We start from the raw sequence: 18,528 nt of genomic DNA on the forward strand, positions 1-18,528 counted from the left end.
ACGCGACGCTGCGCCGTCCGATTGGGGCGATCCTGCCATCTTTCGCGGGGAGTGCCCATGGCTGCGACCGAACCGTTAGCGGACCCACACACCCGGGCCGGTGCCTACGGCGCCGTGCAGCCGTATGCCGCCGGGCCGAGACCGTGCCCGGGGGACGGATTCGTCGTGGCGGGCGCCGCTCGGCTAGTCTGATGGCAGCGGCCCGCCCAGTTCTGCCTCGGGTCGCTTCTTCTAGGCCTGGCACAGCGACTGCGGTCGCGCCGGCCCCGTCGATTCGCTCTTGCGCCGCGACCACGTCCACCGACGAACGAGTTCGCGCCGGGCAGAACGACCTCATCCATCCTGGGAGTACCCACCTGTGTCGACTGACACCTCTTTTGCCGCCCTCGGCGTGCCCACCCCCCTCGTCTCCATCCTCGGGGCGCAGGGCATCACCACCCCGACGCCGATCCAGGCCGCGACCCTGCCCGACTCGCTCGCCGGCCGCGACGTCCTCGGCCGTGGCCGCACCGGCTCGGGCAAGACCTATGCCTTCCTCCTCCCGCTCCTGACGCGCCTGTCGCAGTCAGGGCAGCGTCGCCAGGCCCGCCGCCCGCGCGCCCTGATCCTCGCCCCCACCCGTGAGCTCGCGACGCAGATCGACACCGCCATGGCGCCGCTCGCCAAGGCGCTCGGCCTCACCTCACAGACCATCTTCGGTGGGGTCGGCCAGAACCCGCAGGTCTCCGGCCTGCGCGCCGGCGTCGACGTCATCGTCGCCTGCCCCGGCCGGCTCGAGGACCTCATGCAGCAGGGCCACGCGATCCTCGACTCGATCGAGATCACCATCCTCGACGAGGCCGACCACATGGCCGACCTCGGCTTCCTCCCCGGGGTGCGTCGGATCATGGACAAGACGCCGGCCCAGGGTCAGCGGATGCTCTTCTCCGCGACGCTCGACGGCGCGATCAACGTGCTCGTCAAGCGCTTCCTCACCAATCCCAAGACGCACGAGGCCGATTCGGCCCAGTCGCCCGTCTCGACGATGGCGCACCACGTGCTCCACGTTGACAACGGCTCGCACCTGCCCGTGCTGCTCGACCTCACGGCGGCCCCCGGGCGCACCGTCGTCTTCACCCGCACGAAGCACCGGGCCAAGAAGCTCGCCAAGCAGCTCAACGCCTCGGGAGTTCCGGCCGTCGAGCTGCACGGCAACCTCAGCCAGGGTGCTCGCACGCGCAACATGGACGACTTCCACTCGGGCCGCGCGCAGACGCTGGTCGCGACCGACATCGCGGCACGTGGCATCCACGTCGACGACGTCGCGCTCGTGATCCACGCCGACCCGCCGGTCGAGCACAAGGCCTACCTGCACCGCTCGGGCCGCACCGCCCGCGCGGGCAACGACGGCACCGTCGTCACGATGATGCTCGACGAGCAGGTGCGCGACGTGCGCGACCTGACTCGCAAGGCCGGCATCAAGCCGACCACCACGCGGGTCCAGATCGGCCACCCGCTCCTCATCGAGCTCGCCCCCGGCGAGCGGTCGTATGCCGGTGGGCTCGTCCGCGAGGAGGCGCCCGCGGGTGCCCGTTCCGGTGGCGGCTCGCGGGGTGGCTCGGGCGGCGGTCGCTCCGGCGGCTCGCGTCCGGCTCGGGGCCGCTCCGGTAGCCGCGGCGAGGGTGGCGCGCAGGGCTCCGGCTCCTCCGGCCAGCGTCGTGGCGGATCCGGTCGCGGTGACGTAGCCGGCAGCACGTCCGGTCAGCGTCGGGGCGGCTCCAGCGCCCCCCGCCGCTCCGGTGGCACCCCGACCGTCTACTCGACGAGCACCGGTGGCGGCAGCGCCGCCGCGTTCTCGGCCGGCAGCCGCGGCGGATCGCGCCGCGCCTCCCGCTGACCCCAGCGCCCGACGACCCCCCGACGTGACCCACGTCGGGGGGTCGCCCGCATCCTCCCCCCGGCCAGTCGAGTGGGCACTTTCCACCCACGGCCTCAGTCGAGTGGGCAGTTTCCACCCACGGCCTCAGTCGAGTGGGCAGTTTCCACCCGCGGCGGTCCGGTGCGAAGTGCCCACTCGACGGAGGGGGTGGGGCAGCGTGCCCGGTCCTCACGCCCCCGGCCAGTCGAGTGGGCGGTTTCCACCCGCTGCGGTCCGGTGCGAAGTGCCCACTCGACTGAGGGGCCGGTGCAAAGTGCCCACTCGACGGAGAGGCCGGTGCGAAGTGCCCACTCGACTGAGGGTTTGGTGCGAAGTGCCCACTCGACGGGGGCGGGGCGGGGGGCGGGGGCTCAGGTGAGCGTGCGGCTGCGGCCGCGGAACTCGGCGACCACCAGCCCGTCACCCTCGCGCGTCACTGTCACGTCGGTGATGCCGCTGCGCCCGTAGGCCGTGCGCACCCGTCCCTCGGCCACGAGCACGTCGCCGAGACGGCTCGGGGCGGTGAACGAGATGTCGGCGCCTGCGGCCACCGTGAGTCGCCCCTGCGAGTTGCAGGCCAGCGCGAAGCACGAGTCGGCGAGGGCGAAGACGAAGCCGCCGTGGCAGATGGCGTGACCGTTGACCATGTCGTCGCGGACCGTCATCCGCACGACCGCGTGGTCGGTCTCGAGCACGACGGCCTCCATGCCCAGGGCTCGCGACGCGGCGTCGTCGGCCCACATGCGCTGGGCGAAGGCCACCCCCTCCGCCCCTGAGGTCCCCGGCACCCCCGTCATCCCCGACGTCCCCGACGTCCCCTCGTTCGAGGTGATCTCGGCACCGGCGTGGGGCCCGGCATCACCTCGACTCGGGGAGCTGTCGGCGCTCGCGGGGGACCCACTCGCACTCACGCGAGACTGCCGTCGGTGAGGGCCGGGCTCGGACGGTAGCGCCCACCCGGGAACGCCGTGTCGAGTTCGCCGATCTGGGCGGCGACGACGTCGAAGCCGATCTCGCGGCCCCACTCGATCGGCCCCCTCGGGTAGCGCACCCCGAGCCGCATCGCGATGTCGACGTCGTCGGCCGTCGCCTCACCGCGGTGCACGAGGTCGACCGCCTCGTTGACGAGCATCGCGACCGTGCGCGCGAGCGGGTCGGTCACGACCGGCCCACCCACGAGCCGTCCGGCCAGCTCGAGGTCGGGCTCGGCGCCCTCGACCGAGCCGTCGGCGGCATACGTGTAGATGCCCGAGCCGGTTTTGCGACCGAGCCGGCCCTCCTCGACGAGGCGGCGCTGGAGGTCCGTCGGTGCGTAGCGCTCGTCGTGGCCGGTCTGCTCCCAGACCGACGTGCCGACGGCGAGGTTGACGTCCTGCCCGATGAAGTCGGTCAGCTCGAGGGGCCCCATCGGGAAGCCGCCGCGCTCGCGCAGCACCCAGTCGATGGTCGCGGCGTCGGCGACGCCGGCCTCGACGAGGCGCTGGGCCTCGCCGTAGAAGGGCCGCGCGACGCGGTTGACGATGAAGCCCGGCGTCGAGACGCACCGCACCGGCGTCTTGCCCCAGGCGCGCATGAGTGCCGTCGCGTGCTCGACATAGGCCGCCGAGGTGAGCTCACCGCTCACCACCTCGACGAGCGCCATGACCGTCGGCGGGTTGAAGAAGTGCAGCCCGAGCATCCGCTCGGGGTCGATGACGTCGCGGGCGATGGCGTCGATGTCGAAGCTCGACGTGTTCGTCGCGAGCACCGTGTTGGCCGGCTGTCGCTCCGAGAGGTCGGCGAGGAGCCGCCGCTTGAGGCGGAGGTCCTCGGGCACCGCCTCGATGACGAGACCGCACTCGGGCAGGTCGCGCACCGAGTCCGCCGTCCTCAGCCGCTCCAGCGTCGCGTCGGCCTCCTCCCGGCTCGCCCGTCCCTTGCCGACCAGCCGGTCGAGGGAGGCGGCGATGCGCTCTCGCGCTGTGGCCGCCGCCCCCGCGGCCGCGTCGACGAGCACGACGTGGTGACCTGCGGCAGCCGCCACCTGGGCGATCCCCGACCCCATCGCGCCGGCGCCGATGACGGCGACGGTCGCAAAGATCCCCTCGTCGTCCGCGTCCCGGTGCGTCGCCTCGTGGCCGTGCTCGCTGACGTCGGTGTCCATGTCCGACATCCTGCCCGGTCGCAGCGGTCATGCGCCCGCTGGTGGGAGGGGACGGCATACGGCAGCCCGACATCTGGCTAGCATCGATGGGTGACCGCCACGGCAACGACGCCCACCCACCCGATGCTCGCCGCGCACGCCGGTGTCCTCGACGAGATCCGTCAGGCGCTGACGACGCGCTCCTACTACTCGCGCTACCCCGAGTCGCCGAGCCCTCGCGTCTACGGCGAGAGCGCCGCAGCGCAGGGGCTCGCTGCGCACGAGGCGCACCTCGGTCAGCCGTATGCCGCCCTGCTGGGTCAGCCGACCGACGGCACCTTCGTGGGGAGCGAGGTCTCGCCCTACGGTCCCGTGCTCGGCACGACGTATCCCGCGCTCGACATCGACGCCGGCCTCGAGGCCGCCCACGCGGCGATGCCCGCGTGGCGTGACGCCGGACCGCAGGTGCGAGCCGCCGTCTGCGTCGAGATCATCGACCGCATCAACCGCCGCAGCTTCGAGATCGCCAACGCGGTCATGCACACGTCGGGCCAGCCGTTCGTCATGTCGTTCCAGGCGGGCGGACCGCACGCGCAGGACCGGGCGATCGAGGCTGTGGCCGCGGGGCTCGTCGAGCAGGAGCGCGTGCCGACGAGCGTCGTCTGGGAGAAGCCCGGCAAGGACCGTGAGGGCAAGCCCGCCCCGCTGCGCCTGCAGAAGGACTACCGCATCGTGCCGCGCGGCATCGCGCTCGTCATCGGCTGCAACACCTTCCCGACGTGGAACGCCTACCCCGGCATCTTCGCCTCGCTCGTCACGGGCAACCCGGTCATCGTCAAGCCGCACCCCCGCGCCGTGCTCCCGCTCGCGATCTCGGTCGAGATCGCCCGCGCGGTGCTCGAGGAGGCCGGCTTCGACCCGGCGCTCGTGCAGCTCGCCGCCGAGTCCGACGGCCAGGGCCTGGCCAAGACCCTCGCCGAGCGCGACGAGGTCGCGATCATCGACTACACCGGCGGTCCGAGCTTCGGCGGCTGGCTCGAGCAGGCGGGCGCGGCAGCGGGCAAGCTCGTCTTCACCGAGAAGGCCGGCATCAACACGATCGTCGTCGACTCGACCGACAACCTGCGCGGCACCCTCGGCAACCTCGCCTTCTCGCTCGCCCTCTACTCCGGCCAGATGTGCACCGCCCCCCAGAACCTCTACGTCCCCGAGGGTGGCGTCGACACCGACGAGGGCCACCTGTCCTTCGACGAGTTCGGCGAGCGTCTCGCCGGGGCCATCGGCCGCCTGACCGGCGACGACGCCAAGGCTGTCGAGCTGCTCGGCGCGACCGTCAACGACCAGGTGCGCACCAACGCCGACTCGCTCGCCTCGATCGCCGAGGACGCCGACGGGCGCGTCGTGCTCGACTCGCGCCGCGTCCCCCACCCGACGTGGGCCGACGCCGTCGTGCGCGCTCCGGGCCTCGTCGCGCTGGACGTGTCGCGCGAGGACGTCTACACCCAGGAGTGCTTCGGACCGGTGGGCTTCCTCATCCGCACCGCCTCGACGGAGCAGTCGCTCGCCCAGCTCGCCGACACGGTCCGCGAGCACGGGGCGATGACAGCCGCCGTGTACTCGACGAGCGAGGACGTGCTCGAGCGGGCCCGAGAGGCTGCGGCTGCCGGTGGGGTCGCCCTCTCGGAGAACCTCACCGGCCAGGTCTTCGTCAACCAGACGGCCGCCTTCTCCGACTACCACGGCACCGGGGCCAACCCCGCGGCCAACGCCGCCTACACCGACGCCGCGTTCGTCGCCGGTCGCTTCAGAGTCATCACGTCACGACGACACGTGTGATGTCCGACCCTGCCGAGGCGTTTGATCTCGATCCCGCTCACCGAAAAGGTCTGCAGCGCAAGGTCGTCCGCACCCTCATCACGTCGCAGATCCTCTCGGGTCTCGGCATGGCGAGCGGGCTGGCCGTCGGCGCGCTGCTCGCGGAGGACCTCTCGGGCACGGAGTCGCTCGCCGGCCTCGGCACCACCTTCCAGGTGCTCGGCGGGGCGCTCATCGCCATCCCGGTCGCGCGGGTGATGGCGGCTCGCGGTCGCCGACCGGGCCTGCAGCTCGGCCTCGCACTGGCCATGGTCGGATCGGCGCTCGTGGTCACCGCCGCGGTCGCGCGCAGCTTCCCCCTGCTGCTCGTCGGCATGCTCCTCTTCGGGGGTGGCACGAGCGCCAACAGCCAGTCGCGGTATGCCGCGGCCGACCTCGCGCTGCCGGAGCACCGGGGGCGTGACCTCTCGGTCGTCGTCTGGGCGACGACGATCGGGTCGGTGCTCGGGCCCAACCTCGTCGGCCCGGGCCAGGCCTTCGCGCGCGTGCTCGGCCTGCCCGAGCTGGCGGGCTCGTTCGTCTTCTCCCTCGCCGGTTTCGCGCTCGCCTTCGTCGTCATCAACCGTCTGCTGCGGCCCGACCCCCTGCTGTCGGCGCGGGCACTCGAGCGCGCCGACCGGGCGGCCTCGGCCGGACGGCATACTGAGCCGGCGCGGAGCGTCGTCGCGAGCCCGAGCGGTCACGCGATCGAGGACGGCGCGGCGCTCGAGCCCGCCGACGGCATCGGCCCCGGTGAGCTCGGTGACGGCGCCGAGGACCATGACGGGTCACTGACGCGCGGGCTTCGGGTCGTGCGGGCCAACGTGGGCGCGCGCCTCGGTGTGCTGACGATCGCCCTCGGTCACGTCGTGATGGTCTCGGTCATGGTGATGACGCCGCTGCACATGAGCCACGGTCATGCCGACCTGCAGGTCATCGGCTTCGTCATCTCGGTGCACATCCTGGGGATGTTCGCATTCTCCCCGCTCGTCGGCGCGGCCGTCGACCGCTGGGGCGGGCGGCCGGTCGCGGCGACCGGTGGCGCGGTGCTGACGCTCGCGTCCGTGCTCGCCTCGCAGTCGATGACGGGGTGGTCCCCGCTGCTGCTCGTCGCGCTGCTGCTGCTCGGCATCGGCTGGTCGTGCACGCTCATCTCCGGCTCGACGATGCTGACCTCAGCCGTGACGGCGCAGGAGCGACCGGCCACCCAGGGCCTGTCGGAGGTCTTCATGGGCCTCGCTGGGGCGGGTGGAGGCGCGGTGGCCGGCATCGTCGTCGGCCTCTACGGCTACGGCACGCTCGGGCTGGGGGCGGCCGTCGTCGGGGTCGCCGTCATCGTCCTCGTCGCGGTGACCGCGCCGCGCCGGTCGTCGTCGGTCTGACCCGTGGTCGGCCGGCCTCAGGCGAAGAGCATGGCGAGGAAGCCGAGCAGTGGCAGGGTGCCTTGGATCAGTGCGGCCCGCAGGTAGCGCCGGCCCGACGCGGCGAGGACTGCGGCCGCGGCGACCATCGAGCCGGTCGCGAAGAGGACCAGCGCCGTGCCCGCAGTCTCGCTCCCGGACCACCACAGGACGAGACCGAGTGCGGCCCCGACGGCCAGGAAGAGGTTGTAGAAGCCCTGGTTGTAGGCCATCGGACGGGTCACGTCGGCGGTGGCCTGGTCGGCGACGCTGAAGCGCTTCCAGACCTGGGGCCGGGTCCAGGCGATGCTCTCCATCCAGAAGATGTAGACGTGGAGCAGGGCGGCCAGCCCGACGAAGACGCTCGCGACGACGCTCATGACCGGATCGTAGGCCCACGCACCCCCAGGTCGAGTGGCCGCGCCGCCCCATCGGTCCCGCTCGAGTGATGGGGGGAGGTGGCTCGGTCAGGCGGTGATGCGCAGGGTGGAGGTGCGATCGGGCCGGACGATGACCTCGATGCGGTCGGCGACACGCGACTTCAGCTCGGTGACGTGGCTGACGATGCCGACAGTGCGCCCGCCCTCACGCAGCCCCTCGAGGGTGTGCATCACGTCGTCGAGCACGTCGGGATCGAGCGTGCCGAAGCCCTCGTCGACGAAGAGCGTGCCGAGGTCGACACCGCCGGACTCGGCCCGCACGACCTCCGCGAGCGCGAGGGCCAGCGAGAGGGAGACGTAGAACGTCTCGCCTCCCGAGAGGGTGCCGACATCGCGGACTTGGTTGGTGTGCAGGTCGTGGACGCGCACGCCGAGGCCCGACTTGGCGTTGCCCTTCTTGGCGTCGGTGTGCTCGAGCGTGTAGCGGCCACCGGAGAAGCGGGCGAGCTCGGCGTTGGCCGCCGAGAGCACCTCGGTGAAACGCCGGATGAGGACGTACTTCACGAGGTCGAGGTTGAGCTGGTTGTCGCCGTTGCCCGACACGAGCTGCCCGACCCGCACCGCGTCGACGGTGGCCGCGATGACGGCGGCGTTGCGGCCCAGGGCCTCGTGGATGTCGGCGACGTGGCGCTTCGTGCGCCGCACCTGGTCGCGGAGGCTGCCGTGCTCGTTGGTGGCGGCCTCCATCTCCTTCTTGGCGGCCTTCTCGAGCTCGGTCATCTGGTCGATGTCGTCGAAGAGGGCATCGAGCTGCACGTCTGCGAGCTCGGGCCCGGTGAGGCCGGCCCGCACCTGCGTGCACGCCGTCTCGAAGTCGGCGATCTCCTGCTCGCGCTGCGTGATCCACTCGAGCGAGCGGTCGGCGGCGAGCCACTGGGCCACGTCGTCGAAGCCCGCGGCTGCGAGGTCGGCGTCGCGGGCGAGCTCGTCCTCGGCCACGGCCGCAGCCGCGACCGCGCGGTGACCGATGGCGTCGATCAGCTCGTCGATGCGGGTCGCCCTGGTGGCGAGCTCCTGGCGGCGCTCGGCCACGGTCTCGTGGCCGTCGCGCGCCTCGTCGACCTGGGCGCGCTCGCGCTCGATGCGCTCCTCGAGGTCGGCAAGGGACTGCTCGAGTCGGGCGATCGAGGTCTCGAGCTCGCCATGACGCTTCGTCAGAGTGGCTTGGGCGGCTCGGAGCTCGGCCAGACGAGCCTCGCCGCGGGCGACGTCCTGCCGCGCCTGCACCGAGGCGGCGAGAGCCTCGGCGGCCGCCTCCGCCCGCTCGCGGGCGGTCTCGAGGGAGAGCCCTACGGCCGCGGCCTCCAGGGCCCCGACCTCGGTGCGCAGGGCGCCGAGCTCGTCGACTCGCCGCGCGGCGGCCGCGCGCAGCGACTCGAGGCGTTGCTCCTCGGCCGTCACGCGCTCGGGCGTCACGGCATCGTCGCTCGGTCGCGCGGGTGCGGGGTGCTCGAGCGAACCGCAGACCGGGCAGGGCTCGCCCTCGGCGAGCGCCAGGCCGAGCTCTCCGGCGATGTCGTCGATGCGCGCCTGCCGGAGCCGGGCGAGGCCCAGCTCGGCACCGCGCACGGCCTCGAGGGCATCGGCCGTCGCGCGCTCGAGCGGCAGGGTGCGCGAGAGGGCTGCGGCGTGCGCGAGGGCCGCCTCGAGCACCGTCTGCGCTCGGGTCGCCTCGGTGGTGCGGCTGTCGAGCAGCGCGTGTAGCCGGCGGGCCTCGGTGAGGGCGACGTCGTGGGCCGCGAGCGCATCGGGCAGCCCCGCCAGGTCACGGGCGGTGGACGCCAGCGTGGTGCGCGAACGGTCGAGCTCCCCTTGCAGACGCCGCGCCTCGGTGATGCGGCCCCCGAGGGCCGTCTCGAGCGTGATGGCGCCGGCCAGCGAGCCGATGACCTCGCGTGATCGGGTGGCGACCTCGCGCAGCTCGTCGAGGTCGGTGTCGCGCAGGCTCTCGTCGACGCGCGCCCGGGCCAGCCGGAGCGCCGCCTCGGCTCGCTTGAGGGCCCCTTCGGAGATGGCGAGGGTGCGCACGGCTCCGACGACCGGCTTGGCCTGGCGGGCCCGCTCGACCTCGGCCCGAAGCTGCGTGAAGTGGACAGCGCGCTTGCCGAGCGTCTCGTCCTCGCGTTGCAGGGCGAGGAGCCGCTCGCGGCGCTGCATGCGCAGCCGGGCCTCTCCGACCATGTCGGCCATCTGGCGGTGGCCCTCGATCGCCTCACGGCTGCGCTTGCCCGCGTGCCGCTCATTAGTGGCGAGCTCGTCGACGACCTGAGCCAGCTCGCCGGTCAGCGACTCGGGGGACGAGCGACTCACCTCGAGGAGCGCGTCACGGCGGTCGGTCTCGAGCCCTGCAGAGACAGCGAAGGCCTGCACCGCCATGCGGATCTCGTCGACGGCCGACTGCCGTCGGGCCTGGGCGACACGACCTGCCTCGACGATCTCGTCCTGGACCCGCCGGAAGAAGGCCGTGCCGAAGACCTTCTCGAGCAGCTTGCCCTTGTCTTCGGACCGGGCGCGCAGGAAGGTCGCGAACTCGCCCTGCGGCAGGATCACCGTCTGCACGAACTGGTCGCGGGTCAGCCCGACCGCGCGGGTGATCTCGTCGTCGCAGTCGCCGATGTTGGTCGAGAGCAGCTCGCCACCGAGCACGTCGTCGGGGGTCGCGACGCGCCACAGCTTGATCGTGGGCTGCTGGACGGTCATGCCGTCGCCACGGGACTTGGGACGCTCGAAGCGCGGCGTGCGCTGCACGCGGTAGATGCCGGACTGGGTCTCGAAGACGAGCGTGACGATCGGGACCGTGCGAGGGTCGGCGTGGTGGGAGTGGATGCGCTCGACGTCGGCCGAGGCCTGGGCCACCTTGCCGTAGAGCGCGAACGTGATGGCGTCGATGATCGTGGACTTGCCCGAGCCGGTGGGCCCTTCGAGCAGGAAGAGGCCGGCGCGCCCGACCGCGGAGAAGTCGATGCTCTCGGTGCCGGCATACGGCCCGATGGCGGTCATCTCGAGGCGGTGCAGCTGCATGCTCAGGCCACCTCCTGCGACTCCGCGAGGTGCTCGGCCGCCAGGGCGGCCTCGTAGCCCGCCTCGAAGACGTCGACCTCGCCGTCGCTGGCGACGGTCTTGGTGACGTAGGAGATGAAGTCGCTGCCGAGCTCACGGGGGTCGCGTTCGCTGACGACCGTCGTGCCGCCACGGCCGCGGTCGATGGCCCCCTCGGGCTCGTGGAAGACCTGGAGGGCGTGCGGGAAGCGCGACCGGACGCGGTCCATGAGCGAGTCGGGCCGCACCCGGTCGGTCACCGTCACCCGCACCCACGACGCCTCGGCGCCGGAGTGCTCGGGCGAGGCGAGCAGGTCGTCGAGCCGTCCGCGCAGGGTGGCCATGGGCCGAGGCTGCTCGATCTCGACGGGAGTGACCGACACGGGGCCCTCGGCGGCCACGTCGACGAGGAGCACGACCTTGGTGTGGTCCTGCTCGGAGAAGGAGTAGCGCAGGGGGGAGCCGCTGTAGCGCACGACGGAGCCCTCGGCGGAGTCGGGTGACTGCGGCCCGTGCAGGTGGCCGAGTGCGGCATAGTCGATGCCCGCGAAGACGGTGCCGGCCACCCGGTCGACCCCTCCGACCATGATGGAGCGCTCGGAGTCGCTCGGCTCGGCGCCCGCGACGAAGGCGTGGGCGAGGACCACGCTGCGCACCCCGGACGCGCGGCCCGCGAGATCGGCCCGGATGCGGTCGCACGCCGCCGCGACGACCGCCTGGTGCGAGCGCGGCAGCACCTCACCGGACGGGGCCAGCGCAACTCGCGCGTGGTCGGGGTCGAGGTAGGGGATGCCGTAGATCGCCGCCTGCACGCCGTCGCTCCCCTCGAGCAGCAGCGGCAGGTCGAGGGCGCCCGGGTCGGTGACCATGCGGATGCGGTCGCGGAAGAGCGCCGAGCCATAGCCGAGCCGGATGGCCGAGTCGTGGTTGCCCGACGTGACGACGACGGTGGTGACGGCCGACAACCGCGACAGCGTCCACTCGAAGAGCTGGACCGACTCGACCGGCGGCACGCCCCGGTCGTAGACGTCGCCAGCCACGAGGACGGCATCGATGGGCACGCCGTCCGGCGGGTCCTCGACGAGCTCGCAGATGCGGTCGAGGACAGTCGACTGCGCCTCGTGGAGGCTCACGCCGTGGAGCGTGCGCCCGAGGTGCCAGTCGGAGGTGTGGAGCAACCGCATACCTTGACGTTAGGACCCCGCGCCGACAGCCCTGCGGTCGACACCCCGACGGCGGACGGGTGAGGTTCGTCGAGGAGCCTCGTCGCCGCGACCGTCGGTGCCCGCACCTACCGTGACCGGATGGACAGGCCCCATGTCGTCACCTACAACGAGGTCAGCATCGACGGGCGCGTCGTCGGCTTCGACACCCACCCGTCGCGCTACTACCGCCTGGGCTTCCGATGGCACTGCGACGCGATCCTCATGGGCAGCACGACGGCACTCGCCTTCGGGCCGCCCGAGTCTGCCGCCGACCAGCTGCGCTCGCTGCCCCCGCCCGAGCGGGTGCCCGTCGTGCCCGGCTTCGCGTCGCTCGTGACCGAGCCGCGACCGCTGCTCGTCGTGCCCGACAGCCGAGGCGCCGTGCGCTGCTGGCGGGATGCGCTCGCGCAGCCGTGGTATCGCTCGGTCGTCGTGCTCGTCTCGCGCAGCACGCCGGCCGACTATCGCGACTATCTCGACCGTCGCGGCATCGAGCACCTCGAGGCCGGTGACGACCGCGTCGACCTCGCGACCGCGCTCGAGCGCCTCGCGGCCACCCACGGCGTGACCGCGGTCCGCACCGACGGTGGCGGCGCGCTCAACGGCGCCCTGCTGGCGGCCGACCTCGTCGACGAGATCGCGCTCCTACTCGAGCCGGTCGTCTCGAGCGACCCCGGCGGGCAGGGGGTCGTGACGCTGCCCCACCCGGCCTCCCCGGGCGGCATACGCCTCCGGCTGTCGGACGTCGAGCGCTTCGACGACGGTGCGCTCCTGCTGCGCTACGCAACAGGCACGCGAGGGGGCGGGACTACTGGCTGAGCTCGAGATCCATCCGCTCGAGCAGCGACTCGAGCGCCACCTCGAACTCGATCTCGACGTGGTCCTCCTCGAGCTGCGGCGAGAGTCGGGCGACGGTCGGGAAGCGGTCGAGCGGCAGGGCTGCGTCGCTGGTGGGCAGGGACGCCGACCCCTCGTCGAGCGGCGTCTCGGGCCCGGAGAACTGTGCCCCACGCGCCGCCGACTCGAGCAGCAGGTGCCCGAGCAGGAAGCTCGTGAAGGTGCGGTAGGCGCGCACGGCCTGGTCCTCGGTGAACCCCCGTCGCAGGAGGCCGTCGAGGAAGGCCTCGACGACGGCGAGACTGCGCAACGGCGGACGCAGCCAGGGCGCCGCGGGGTGCCTCGTGGCGATGAGCGGGAAGGCGAGGGGGTGGTCGAGCACGAGCTGGCGCACCGTGTGGGCCATCCACTGCAGGAAGGCCTGCCACCCGTCGGCCGGGCCCATCCGGGCGCCGGGGTCGATCTCGAGGGTGGAGACGAGGCGGTCGACGACACCTTCGAGGAGGTCCTCGCGGCCGTTGACGTAGCGGTAGAGAGCCATCGCCTCGACCCCGAGGCGGCCCCCCAGTCGTCGCATCGTGAGCGCGTTGACGCCCTCGGCGTCGACGAGGGCGATCGCCTCGTCGATGATGCGCTCGCGGCTCAGCCGTGGGGCGGCCCCGTCGCCGACCTCGCGCCCGCCGACCTCGCGCCCGACGACCTCGCGCCCGACGACCTCGTCGGCGGCGACCTCGCCCCCGCCGGCATCCGCACCGGTGCCCGGGTCACGGCCCGTCCGGTCGCGAGGGGCGCGGGAGGTCTCCGGCGGTGTGCTCCGGGGGCTGGGCATGGGTGCTCCTTCACCGCTGGCGGTCGGGCGTCACCCCATCATGCCTGCGCCGGTGGGCTCCGGGCAGGTCAGCCCGCTGCGGACGACCGGCACCGCGGGAGGAGCCCAGACAGATGCAGCCGGGTGGAGCCCCGTCGAGAGGCTCCACCCGGCTGCGCAGGTGTGGCAGGGATCAGTAGGTGCTCTGACCGCCGTCACCGGGGCGGTGGCTGCCGCGGTAGTCGCCCGCCTCGAACGAGGTCGTGGGCTCGGAGCTGAACGACGTGGTCTGCGCGCCGGCCGTCTGTGCGCGGTCGTGGTAGAAGTCGTCGGCCGCCTGGGCCTCGTCGCGCTCGGAGGTGCCGGCGGTGCGACCCTCGTGGCGCGCCTTGGCCTCGCGGGCCTGCTCGCCGACGCTCGGCGCCTGACGGACCTGCTCGCGGATGCGGCCGCTCTCCTCGGACATCGTGTCGAGGTAGCGCTCCCAGCGGGCCTGCATCGGCTTGATGAGGCCGCCGCCCACACCGACGATGAGCACACCGGCGACGGTGGCGAGCACCGCGATGAGGACGGGCATCGTCACGGTGGTGGCGATGCCGACCTGGTTGAGGGCGGCGATGACACCGAGCGCCAGGATGAAGACGCTCGCGATGTTGGCGAGCACCTTGCCGTAGGAGAGGCCGCCCAGCGTGTTGGCGATGAGCTCGCGCACGGCTGCGGCGATCGCGGCCGCCACGACGACGATCACGATGGCGACGATGGCCTTCGGGAGGAAGGCGATCACGCCGGACAGCAGGTCACTGATCGGGTTGGGCCCGAAGATGCCGAAGGCGAGCTGCAGCACGAAGAGCAGCAGCGCGTAGTAGACGATCTTGCCGACGATGGACGAGGCGTCGTACTCGCTCTTGGCGAGCGCCTTCTTGATGCCACCGCGCTCGACGGCCTTGTCGAAGCCGACGCGCTCGAGGACCTTGTCGACGACCTTGCCGATCGCCTTGGCGATGAACCAGCCGATCAGCAGGATGAGCAGGAATGCCACGAACTTGGGTACGAAGAGCGCGACGGACCTCCACAGGTCCGACAGCGCCGTATTGATGTTGTCCACGTGGGACTCCTTCGCTTGCAGGGTGTTTACGTTGTAAACCGCAGTCGGTTCGATACCTACCCGTCGCGCGCGAAACGGAAACACCCCGCGGTATGCCGTGAGCCCGCCTTCACGCGGAAGGCGGGCTCACGGCATACCGGGCTGTAGCTCGGCGCTCAGCGGTACATCGTCGCCCTCACGATCTGCTGCGTGTAGATGTCGGGCGTCTGTGGGACGCCGTAGTAGTCCCACGTCTGCGTGGCGGTGTCGTAGACCGCCACCATGGAGCCGTACGTGGACACGTCGACGTTGAGGTTGCCCGTCTTGAACTTGCCGTCAGGCGAGTAGTCGAAGAGTGGCCCCAAGGTGACCCGGTCGTAGGCGTAACGGTCGGTCTCCCAGCGGCACGTCGTCTCGTCGCGGCACTCGATCTGGCCGATCTCCTGCCACGACCGGCCGTCCTCGTCGTAGGGGTGCTGCGCGAAGCACGGGTGCATCCGCGACGAACCGTGCTCGACCTGGATCATCAGGCGGCGGCCGGCCGGCTGGCTGACCGTGTAGGTGTCGGCGTTGACGAAGATGTTGACGAGCTGGGTGTCGGTCGGGGCGGGGATGGGTAGCCACTGCTCGTTCTCGTCCACGTACTCCAGCGACCCGTCCAGGAGCTGGGCGTAGGTGCCTGCGCAGCTCACCTCGCCGGAGACGCTGACGCCGCCGAGCTTGTTGACCAGCGCCCGGTCGACGCTGATCCAGTCGCCACCCGTGGCACCACTGGCGGGCGCGGCCGCCATCAGGGCCAGCCCGACTGCCGCCAGCGTGGCCAGGAATCTCGGTCGAGTCCTCATCGTCATCACCCTCCGGACCTGGGCGGTGGGCGCCGCCGACGGCGTCGCGTGCACCGACCCTCGCTTCCATCCTTCCCGGGAAGCACGGGGCCGCCAGAGCCGATGGTCCCGCCGTCTCGGACGCATGGAGGCTCCGTATGCCGTGAGCCCGCCTTCACGCGGAAGGCGGGCTCACGGCATACCGCGTCAGGCGACGGCGTCGAGCGATGGTGTCAGGCGATGGCGATCAGGCGTCCTTCTTGAGGAAGCCCAGCAGGAGCGAGACGAAGGTGATGATGAGCGCGCCCCAGATGGCGTCCCAGAAGAACTCGTTGACGTGGAAGGCCAGGTTGAACACCCCTGCGAGCCACGACGTGAGCTGGAGCATCGCCGCGTTGAGGATGAAGATGAACAGCCCCAAGGTCAGGATGATGAAGGGCAGCGAGAGCAGCGCCGCGATCGGACGCACGAGGGCGTTGACGACACCGAAGATCAGGGCGACGATCAGCACCGTGCCCACGGTCTTGCCCGTGCTCATGTTGTCGCCGAAGGTGATGCCCGGGACGGCCCATGCGGCGATCCAGAGCGCGAGGCCGTTGATGACGGTCTGAATCGCGAAGTTGACCATGGGCTCAGTCTCCCACGGGGGCAGGCGAATCGGCCGGAAGGCCGGGGTGCTCGTCACCGGGGATGCGGGGCTGAAACATCTGGTTGAGCCGAAGCAGGTCGGCCTCGACCATCTTGAGCGAGCCGACCGCGTCGGCAACCGCCACGCGCTCGATGCGGCCGTTCTGCAGGGCGACCATCTGGCCCCAGTCGCTGTCGAGCGCGGCCTCGACGGCGGCCACCCCGAAGCGGGTGCCGAGCACCCGGTCGAAGGCCACCGGCGAGCCGCCGCGCTGGATGTGTCCGAGCGCCGTCATGCGGCTCTCGATGCCGGTGCGGCCCTGGATCTCGCGGGCCAGGATCGAGCCGATGCCGCCGAGGATCTGGTGACCGTACTTGTCGACCTCCGGGGCGGGGATCTCCATCGTCCCCTCCTGAGGCGTGGCACCCTCGGCGACGACGACGATGGTGGCGAAGCGGCCCTTCTTGTGACGGTGCACGATGCGCTCGCACACCTCGTTGATGTCGAAGGGCTCCTCGGGCACGAGCGTGATCGCCGCGCCGCCGGCGAGGCCGGACCAGATCGCGATGTGGCCGACGTGACGGCCCATCACCTCGACGACGAGGACGCGGTGGTGGCTCTCGGCCGTGGTGTGAAGGCGGTCGATGGCGTCGGTGCAGATCTGGACGGCCGTCTGGAAGCCGAACGTCATCTCGGTGAGGCTGATGTCGTTGTCGATCGTCTTCGGCACGCCGATGACGGGGAAGCCGTTCTCGTGCAGGCGGCTGACGACGCTCATCGAGCCCTCGCCGCCGATGCCGATGATCGCGTCGAGCCCGTGCCGGTCGTAGGCCTTGCGGACGAGCTTGAGGCCGTTCTCGTGGGCGAACGGCTGGTCACGGCTCGTGCCGAGGATCGTGCCGCCGAGGGGGAGGATGCCGCGGCAGCGGTCGACGTCGAGCAGCTCGTAGTCGTTGTCCATGACGCCCCGCCAGGCGTTGCGGAAGCCGATGACGGTGCTGTCGTAGGTGACTTCGGCGGCGCGGGTGGCGCCACGGATGACGGCGTTGAGACCGGGACAGTCCCCGCCCCCGGTGAGAATGCCGATGCGCATGGAGTGGACTTTCGTCTGTGTGGGCAAGAAGAAGATGTCGACGCGGCGCTGGTCCGACGGTGTGAGCCTAGCCACAGTCGGGGTCCGCCGTCAGGAGCACGTCCATGGGACGGGCGCCGCCGTGGACACCCCCTCTACAGTTCGGGTATGAGCGACGCCGCCGAGAGCACCACCGAGAGCGCCCCGCCGAGGGAGACCTACGCCGCCCCCGAGGCGGCCGTCCGCCTCCGCGAGGTGCTGGGCCGGATGCCGGACTACAAGCCGGGCAAGGCGGCGTCGGCGCCCCCCGGCGTCACCGCCTACAAGGTCTCGTCCAACGAGAACCCCTACGGGCCGCTGCCCTCGGTGCTCGCCGCGATCGGTGACGGTGCGACGACCGTCAACCGCTACCCCGACATGGCCGTGACGGCCCTGACGCAGCGACTCGCCCGCGCGCTCGACGTGCCCCCCGAGTGCATCGCGACCGGCACGGGGTCGGTGGCCGTGCTCGCGCAGATCATCAACGCGGCGTGCGACGCCGGCGACGAGGTGATCTTCGCGTGGCGCTCCTTCGAGGCCTACCCCATCGCCACCCAGCTCGCCGGTGCCTCGCCCGTCATGGTCGGGCTCGACGAGCAGGCCCGTCACCGACTCGGCGCGATGTTCGCCGCGATCAACGACCGCACCCGCGTCATCCTCGTGTGCACGCCCAACAACCCGACCGGCCCCTGTGTCGGCCACGCCGAGATCGAGGCGTTCCTCGACAAGGTGCCTAGCGACATCATCGTCGTCATCGACGAGGCCTACGTCGAGTTCGTGCGTGACCCCGAGGCGGTGCGCGGCCTCGATGTGTGGCGCCACCGCCCCAACGTCGTCGTGCTGCGCACCTTCTCCAAGGCCTACGGCCTCGCCGGCCTGCGGGTGGGGTATGCCGTCGCGCACCCTCCCGTCGCCGCTGCCCTGCGCAAGACGGCCACGCCCTTCGGCGTCAACTCGATCGCACAGGTCGCTGCCATCGCGTCGCTCGACGCCTTCGACGAGCTCTCGGAGCGGGTGGACTCCCTTGTCGCGGAGCGCGATCGGGTCGTGCAGGCTCTCGTCGACCAAGGCTGGAAGCTGCCCCGGTCCGACGCCAACTTCGTCTGGTTCCCGCTCGGCGCCGACTCCACCGCCTTCGCGGACGCGTGCCAGGAGGCCGGCCTCATGGTGCGGCAGTACGGCGACGACGGCGTGCGGGTGACTGTCGGTGAGGTGGAGGCCAACAGCCGCCTCATCGAGGTCGCCGCCGCCTTCGGCGCGCGCTGACGAGACTGCAGCA

Annotated in this window: 15 protein-coding genes; 5 read left to right on the forward strand and 10 right to left on the reverse strand. The window is 71.8% G+C overall.

What is annotated here, in order from left to right; all coding sequences use genetic code 11:
* Positions 1 to 358: 358 nt before the first annotated feature.
* The gene (locus LG278_RS03150; RefSeq protein ID WP_404390853.1) at positions 359 to 1,876 is read left to right on the forward strand and encodes a DEAD/DEAH box helicase; all 1,518 of its coding nucleotides are present in this window, start codon (positions 359 to 361) and stop codon (positions 1,874 to 1,876) included.
* A gap of 392 nt (positions 1,877 to 2,268) precedes the next feature.
* On the opposite strand, the gene paaI is transcribed toward LG278_RS03150, so the two are convergent.
* On the reverse strand, positions 2,269 to 2,685 hold the full coding sequence (paaI, locus tag LG278_RS03155; RefSeq protein ID WP_404390855.1) for a hydroxyphenylacetyl-CoA thioesterase PaaI: 417 nt from the start codon (positions 2,683 to 2,685) through the stop codon (positions 2,269 to 2,271).
* A gap of 119 nt (positions 2,686 to 2,804) precedes the next feature.
* Positions 2,805 to 4,040, reverse strand: coding sequence for a 3-hydroxyacyl-CoA dehydrogenase NAD-binding domain-containing protein (locus LG278_RS03160; protein WP_404390857.1), 1,236 nt, complete (start codon positions 4,038 to 4,040; stop codon positions 2,805 to 2,807).
* 90 nt (positions 4,041 to 4,130) lie between these two features.
* On the opposite strand from LG278_RS03160, the gene paaN reads away from it, so the two are divergent.
* The gene (paaN, locus tag LG278_RS03165) at positions 4,131 to 5,855 is read left to right on the forward strand and encodes a phenylacetic acid degradation protein PaaN (RefSeq protein ID WP_404390859.1); all 1,725 of its coding nucleotides are present in this window, start codon (positions 4,131 to 4,133) and stop codon (positions 5,853 to 5,855) included.
* Entirely contained in the window at positions 5,855 to 7,255 is a 1,401-nt protein-coding gene (locus tag LG278_RS03170) for an MFS transporter (protein ID WP_404390861.1), read from the forward strand. The genes paaN and LG278_RS03170 overlap by 1 nt, the downstream gene beginning before the upstream one ends.
* A 17-nt stretch (positions 7,256 to 7,272) precedes the next feature.
* On the opposite strand, the gene LG278_RS03175 is transcribed toward LG278_RS03170, so the two are convergent.
* From LG278_RS03175 to LG278_RS03185, 3 genes are all read right to left on the reverse strand, one after another.
* Entirely contained in the window at positions 7,273 to 7,653 is a 381-nt protein-coding gene (locus LG278_RS03175; protein WP_404390863.1) for a DUF1304 domain-containing protein, read from the reverse strand.
* An 87-nt stretch (positions 7,654 to 7,740) separates the two neighbouring features.
* Positions 7,741 to 10,734 (reverse strand): AAA family ATPase, encoded by a 2,994-nt coding sequence (locus LG278_RS03180; RefSeq protein ID WP_404390865.1) that lies wholly within the window; start codon positions 10,732 to 10,734, stop codon positions 7,741 to 7,743.
* Between the two features lie 2 nt (positions 10,735 to 10,736).
* The gene (locus LG278_RS03185) at positions 10,737 to 11,885 is read right to left on the reverse strand and encodes an exonuclease SbcCD subunit D (RefSeq protein ID WP_404390867.1); all 1,149 of its coding nucleotides are present in this window, start codon (positions 11,883 to 11,885) and stop codon (positions 10,737 to 10,739) included.
* Between the two features lie 171 nt (positions 11,886 to 12,056).
* Between LG278_RS03185 and LG278_RS03190 the strand changes: the two genes are divergently transcribed.
* Entirely contained in the window at positions 12,057 to 12,776 is a 720-nt protein-coding gene (locus tag LG278_RS03190; RefSeq protein WP_404390869.1) for a RibD family protein, read from the forward strand.
* On the opposite strand, the gene LG278_RS03195 is transcribed toward LG278_RS03190, so the two are convergent.
* The 5 genes from LG278_RS03195 to LG278_RS03215 form a co-directional block, all read right to left on the reverse strand.
* A complete protein-coding gene (locus tag LG278_RS03195; protein ID WP_404390871.1) occupies positions 12,766 to 13,623 on the reverse strand; it encodes a TetR/AcrR family transcriptional regulator C-terminal domain-containing protein in 858 nt (285 codons plus the stop codon). The two genes, LG278_RS03190 and LG278_RS03195, sit on opposite strands and share 11 nt — an antisense overlap.
* Positions 13,624 to 13,795: 172 nt before the next feature.
* Positions 13,796 to 14,707 carry a hypothetical protein gene (locus LG278_RS03200; protein WP_404390873.1) on the reverse strand — a complete coding sequence of 304 codons (912 nt, stop codon included), beginning with the start codon at positions 14,705 to 14,707 and terminating at the stop codon, positions 13,796 to 13,798.
* 155 nt (positions 14,708 to 14,862) lie between these two features.
* Positions 14,863 to 15,531, reverse strand: a complete 669-nt coding sequence (locus LG278_RS03205; protein ID WP_404390875.1) for a hypothetical protein — start codon at positions 15,529 to 15,531, stop codon at positions 14,863 to 14,865.
* Between the two features lie 226 nt (positions 15,532 to 15,757).
* The gene (locus tag LG278_RS03210; protein ID WP_404390877.1) at positions 15,758 to 16,138 is read right to left on the reverse strand and encodes a phage holin family protein; all 381 of its coding nucleotides are present in this window, start codon (positions 16,136 to 16,138) and stop codon (positions 15,758 to 15,760) included.
* A 4-nt stretch (positions 16,139 to 16,142) separates the two neighbouring features.
* Positions 16,143 to 17,231, reverse strand: coding sequence for a 6-phosphofructokinase (locus LG278_RS03215; protein ID WP_404390879.1), 1,089 nt, complete (start codon positions 17,229 to 17,231; stop codon positions 16,143 to 16,145).
* 147 nt (positions 17,232 to 17,378) lie between these two features.
* Here LG278_RS03215 and hisC point away from each other — a divergent pair, with 147 nt between their 5' ends.
* Positions 17,379 to 18,515, forward strand: coding sequence for a histidinol-phosphate transaminase (gene hisC / locus LG278_RS03220; protein ID WP_404390881.1), 1,137 nt, complete (start codon positions 17,379 to 17,381; stop codon positions 18,513 to 18,515).
* Positions 18,516 to 18,528: the final 13 nt, after the last annotated feature.

Origin of the sequence: Humibacillus xanthopallidus, from assembly GCF_044793955.1 — a bacterium.
Lineage (GTDB): Bacteria > Actinomycetota > Actinomycetes > Actinomycetales > Dermatophilaceae > Humibacillus > Humibacillus xanthopallidus_C.

What these genes read in the sequence shown, in the direction of transcription:
- LG278_RS03175 (WP_404390863.1), bottom strand. Translation starts at nt 7,653, where the DNA reads ATGAGCGTCGTCGCGAGCGTCTTCGTCGGGCTGGCCGCCCTGCTCCAC.
- LG278_RS03160 (WP_404390857.1), bottom strand. Translation starts at nt 4,040, where the DNA reads ATGGACACCGACGTCAGCGAGCACGGCCACGAGGCGACGCACCGGGAC.
- LG278_RS03205 (WP_404390875.1), bottom strand. Translation starts at nt 15,531, where the DNA reads ATGAGGACTCGACCGAGATTCCTGGCCACGCTGGCGGCAGTCGGGCTG.
- LG278_RS03195 (WP_404390871.1), bottom strand. Translation starts at nt 13,623, where the DNA reads ATGCCCAGCCCCCGGAGCACACCGCCGGAGACCTCCCGCGCCCCTCGC.
- hisC (WP_404390881.1), top strand. Translation starts at nt 17,379, where the DNA reads ATGAGCGACGCCGCCGAGAGCACCACCGAGAGCGCCCCGCCGAGGGAG.
- LG278_RS03190 (WP_404390869.1), top strand. Translation starts at nt 12,057, where the DNA reads ATGGACAGGCCCCATGTCGTCACCTACAACGAGGTCAGCATCGACGGG.
- LG278_RS03180 (WP_404390865.1), bottom strand. Translation starts at nt 10,734, where the DNA reads ATGCAGCTGCACCGCCTCGAGATGACCGCCATCGGGCCGTATGCCGGC.
- LG278_RS03170 (WP_404390861.1), top strand. Translation starts at nt 5,855, where the DNA reads ATGTCCGACCCTGCCGAGGCGTTTGATCTCGATCCCGCTCACCGAAAA.
- LG278_RS03210 (WP_404390877.1), bottom strand. Translation starts at nt 16,138, where the DNA reads ATGGTCAACTTCGCGATTCAGACCGTCATCAACGGCCTCGCGCTCTGG.
- LG278_RS03215 (WP_404390879.1), bottom strand. Translation starts at nt 17,231, where the DNA reads ATGCGCATCGGCATTCTCACCGGGGGCGGGGACTGTCCCGGTCTCAAC.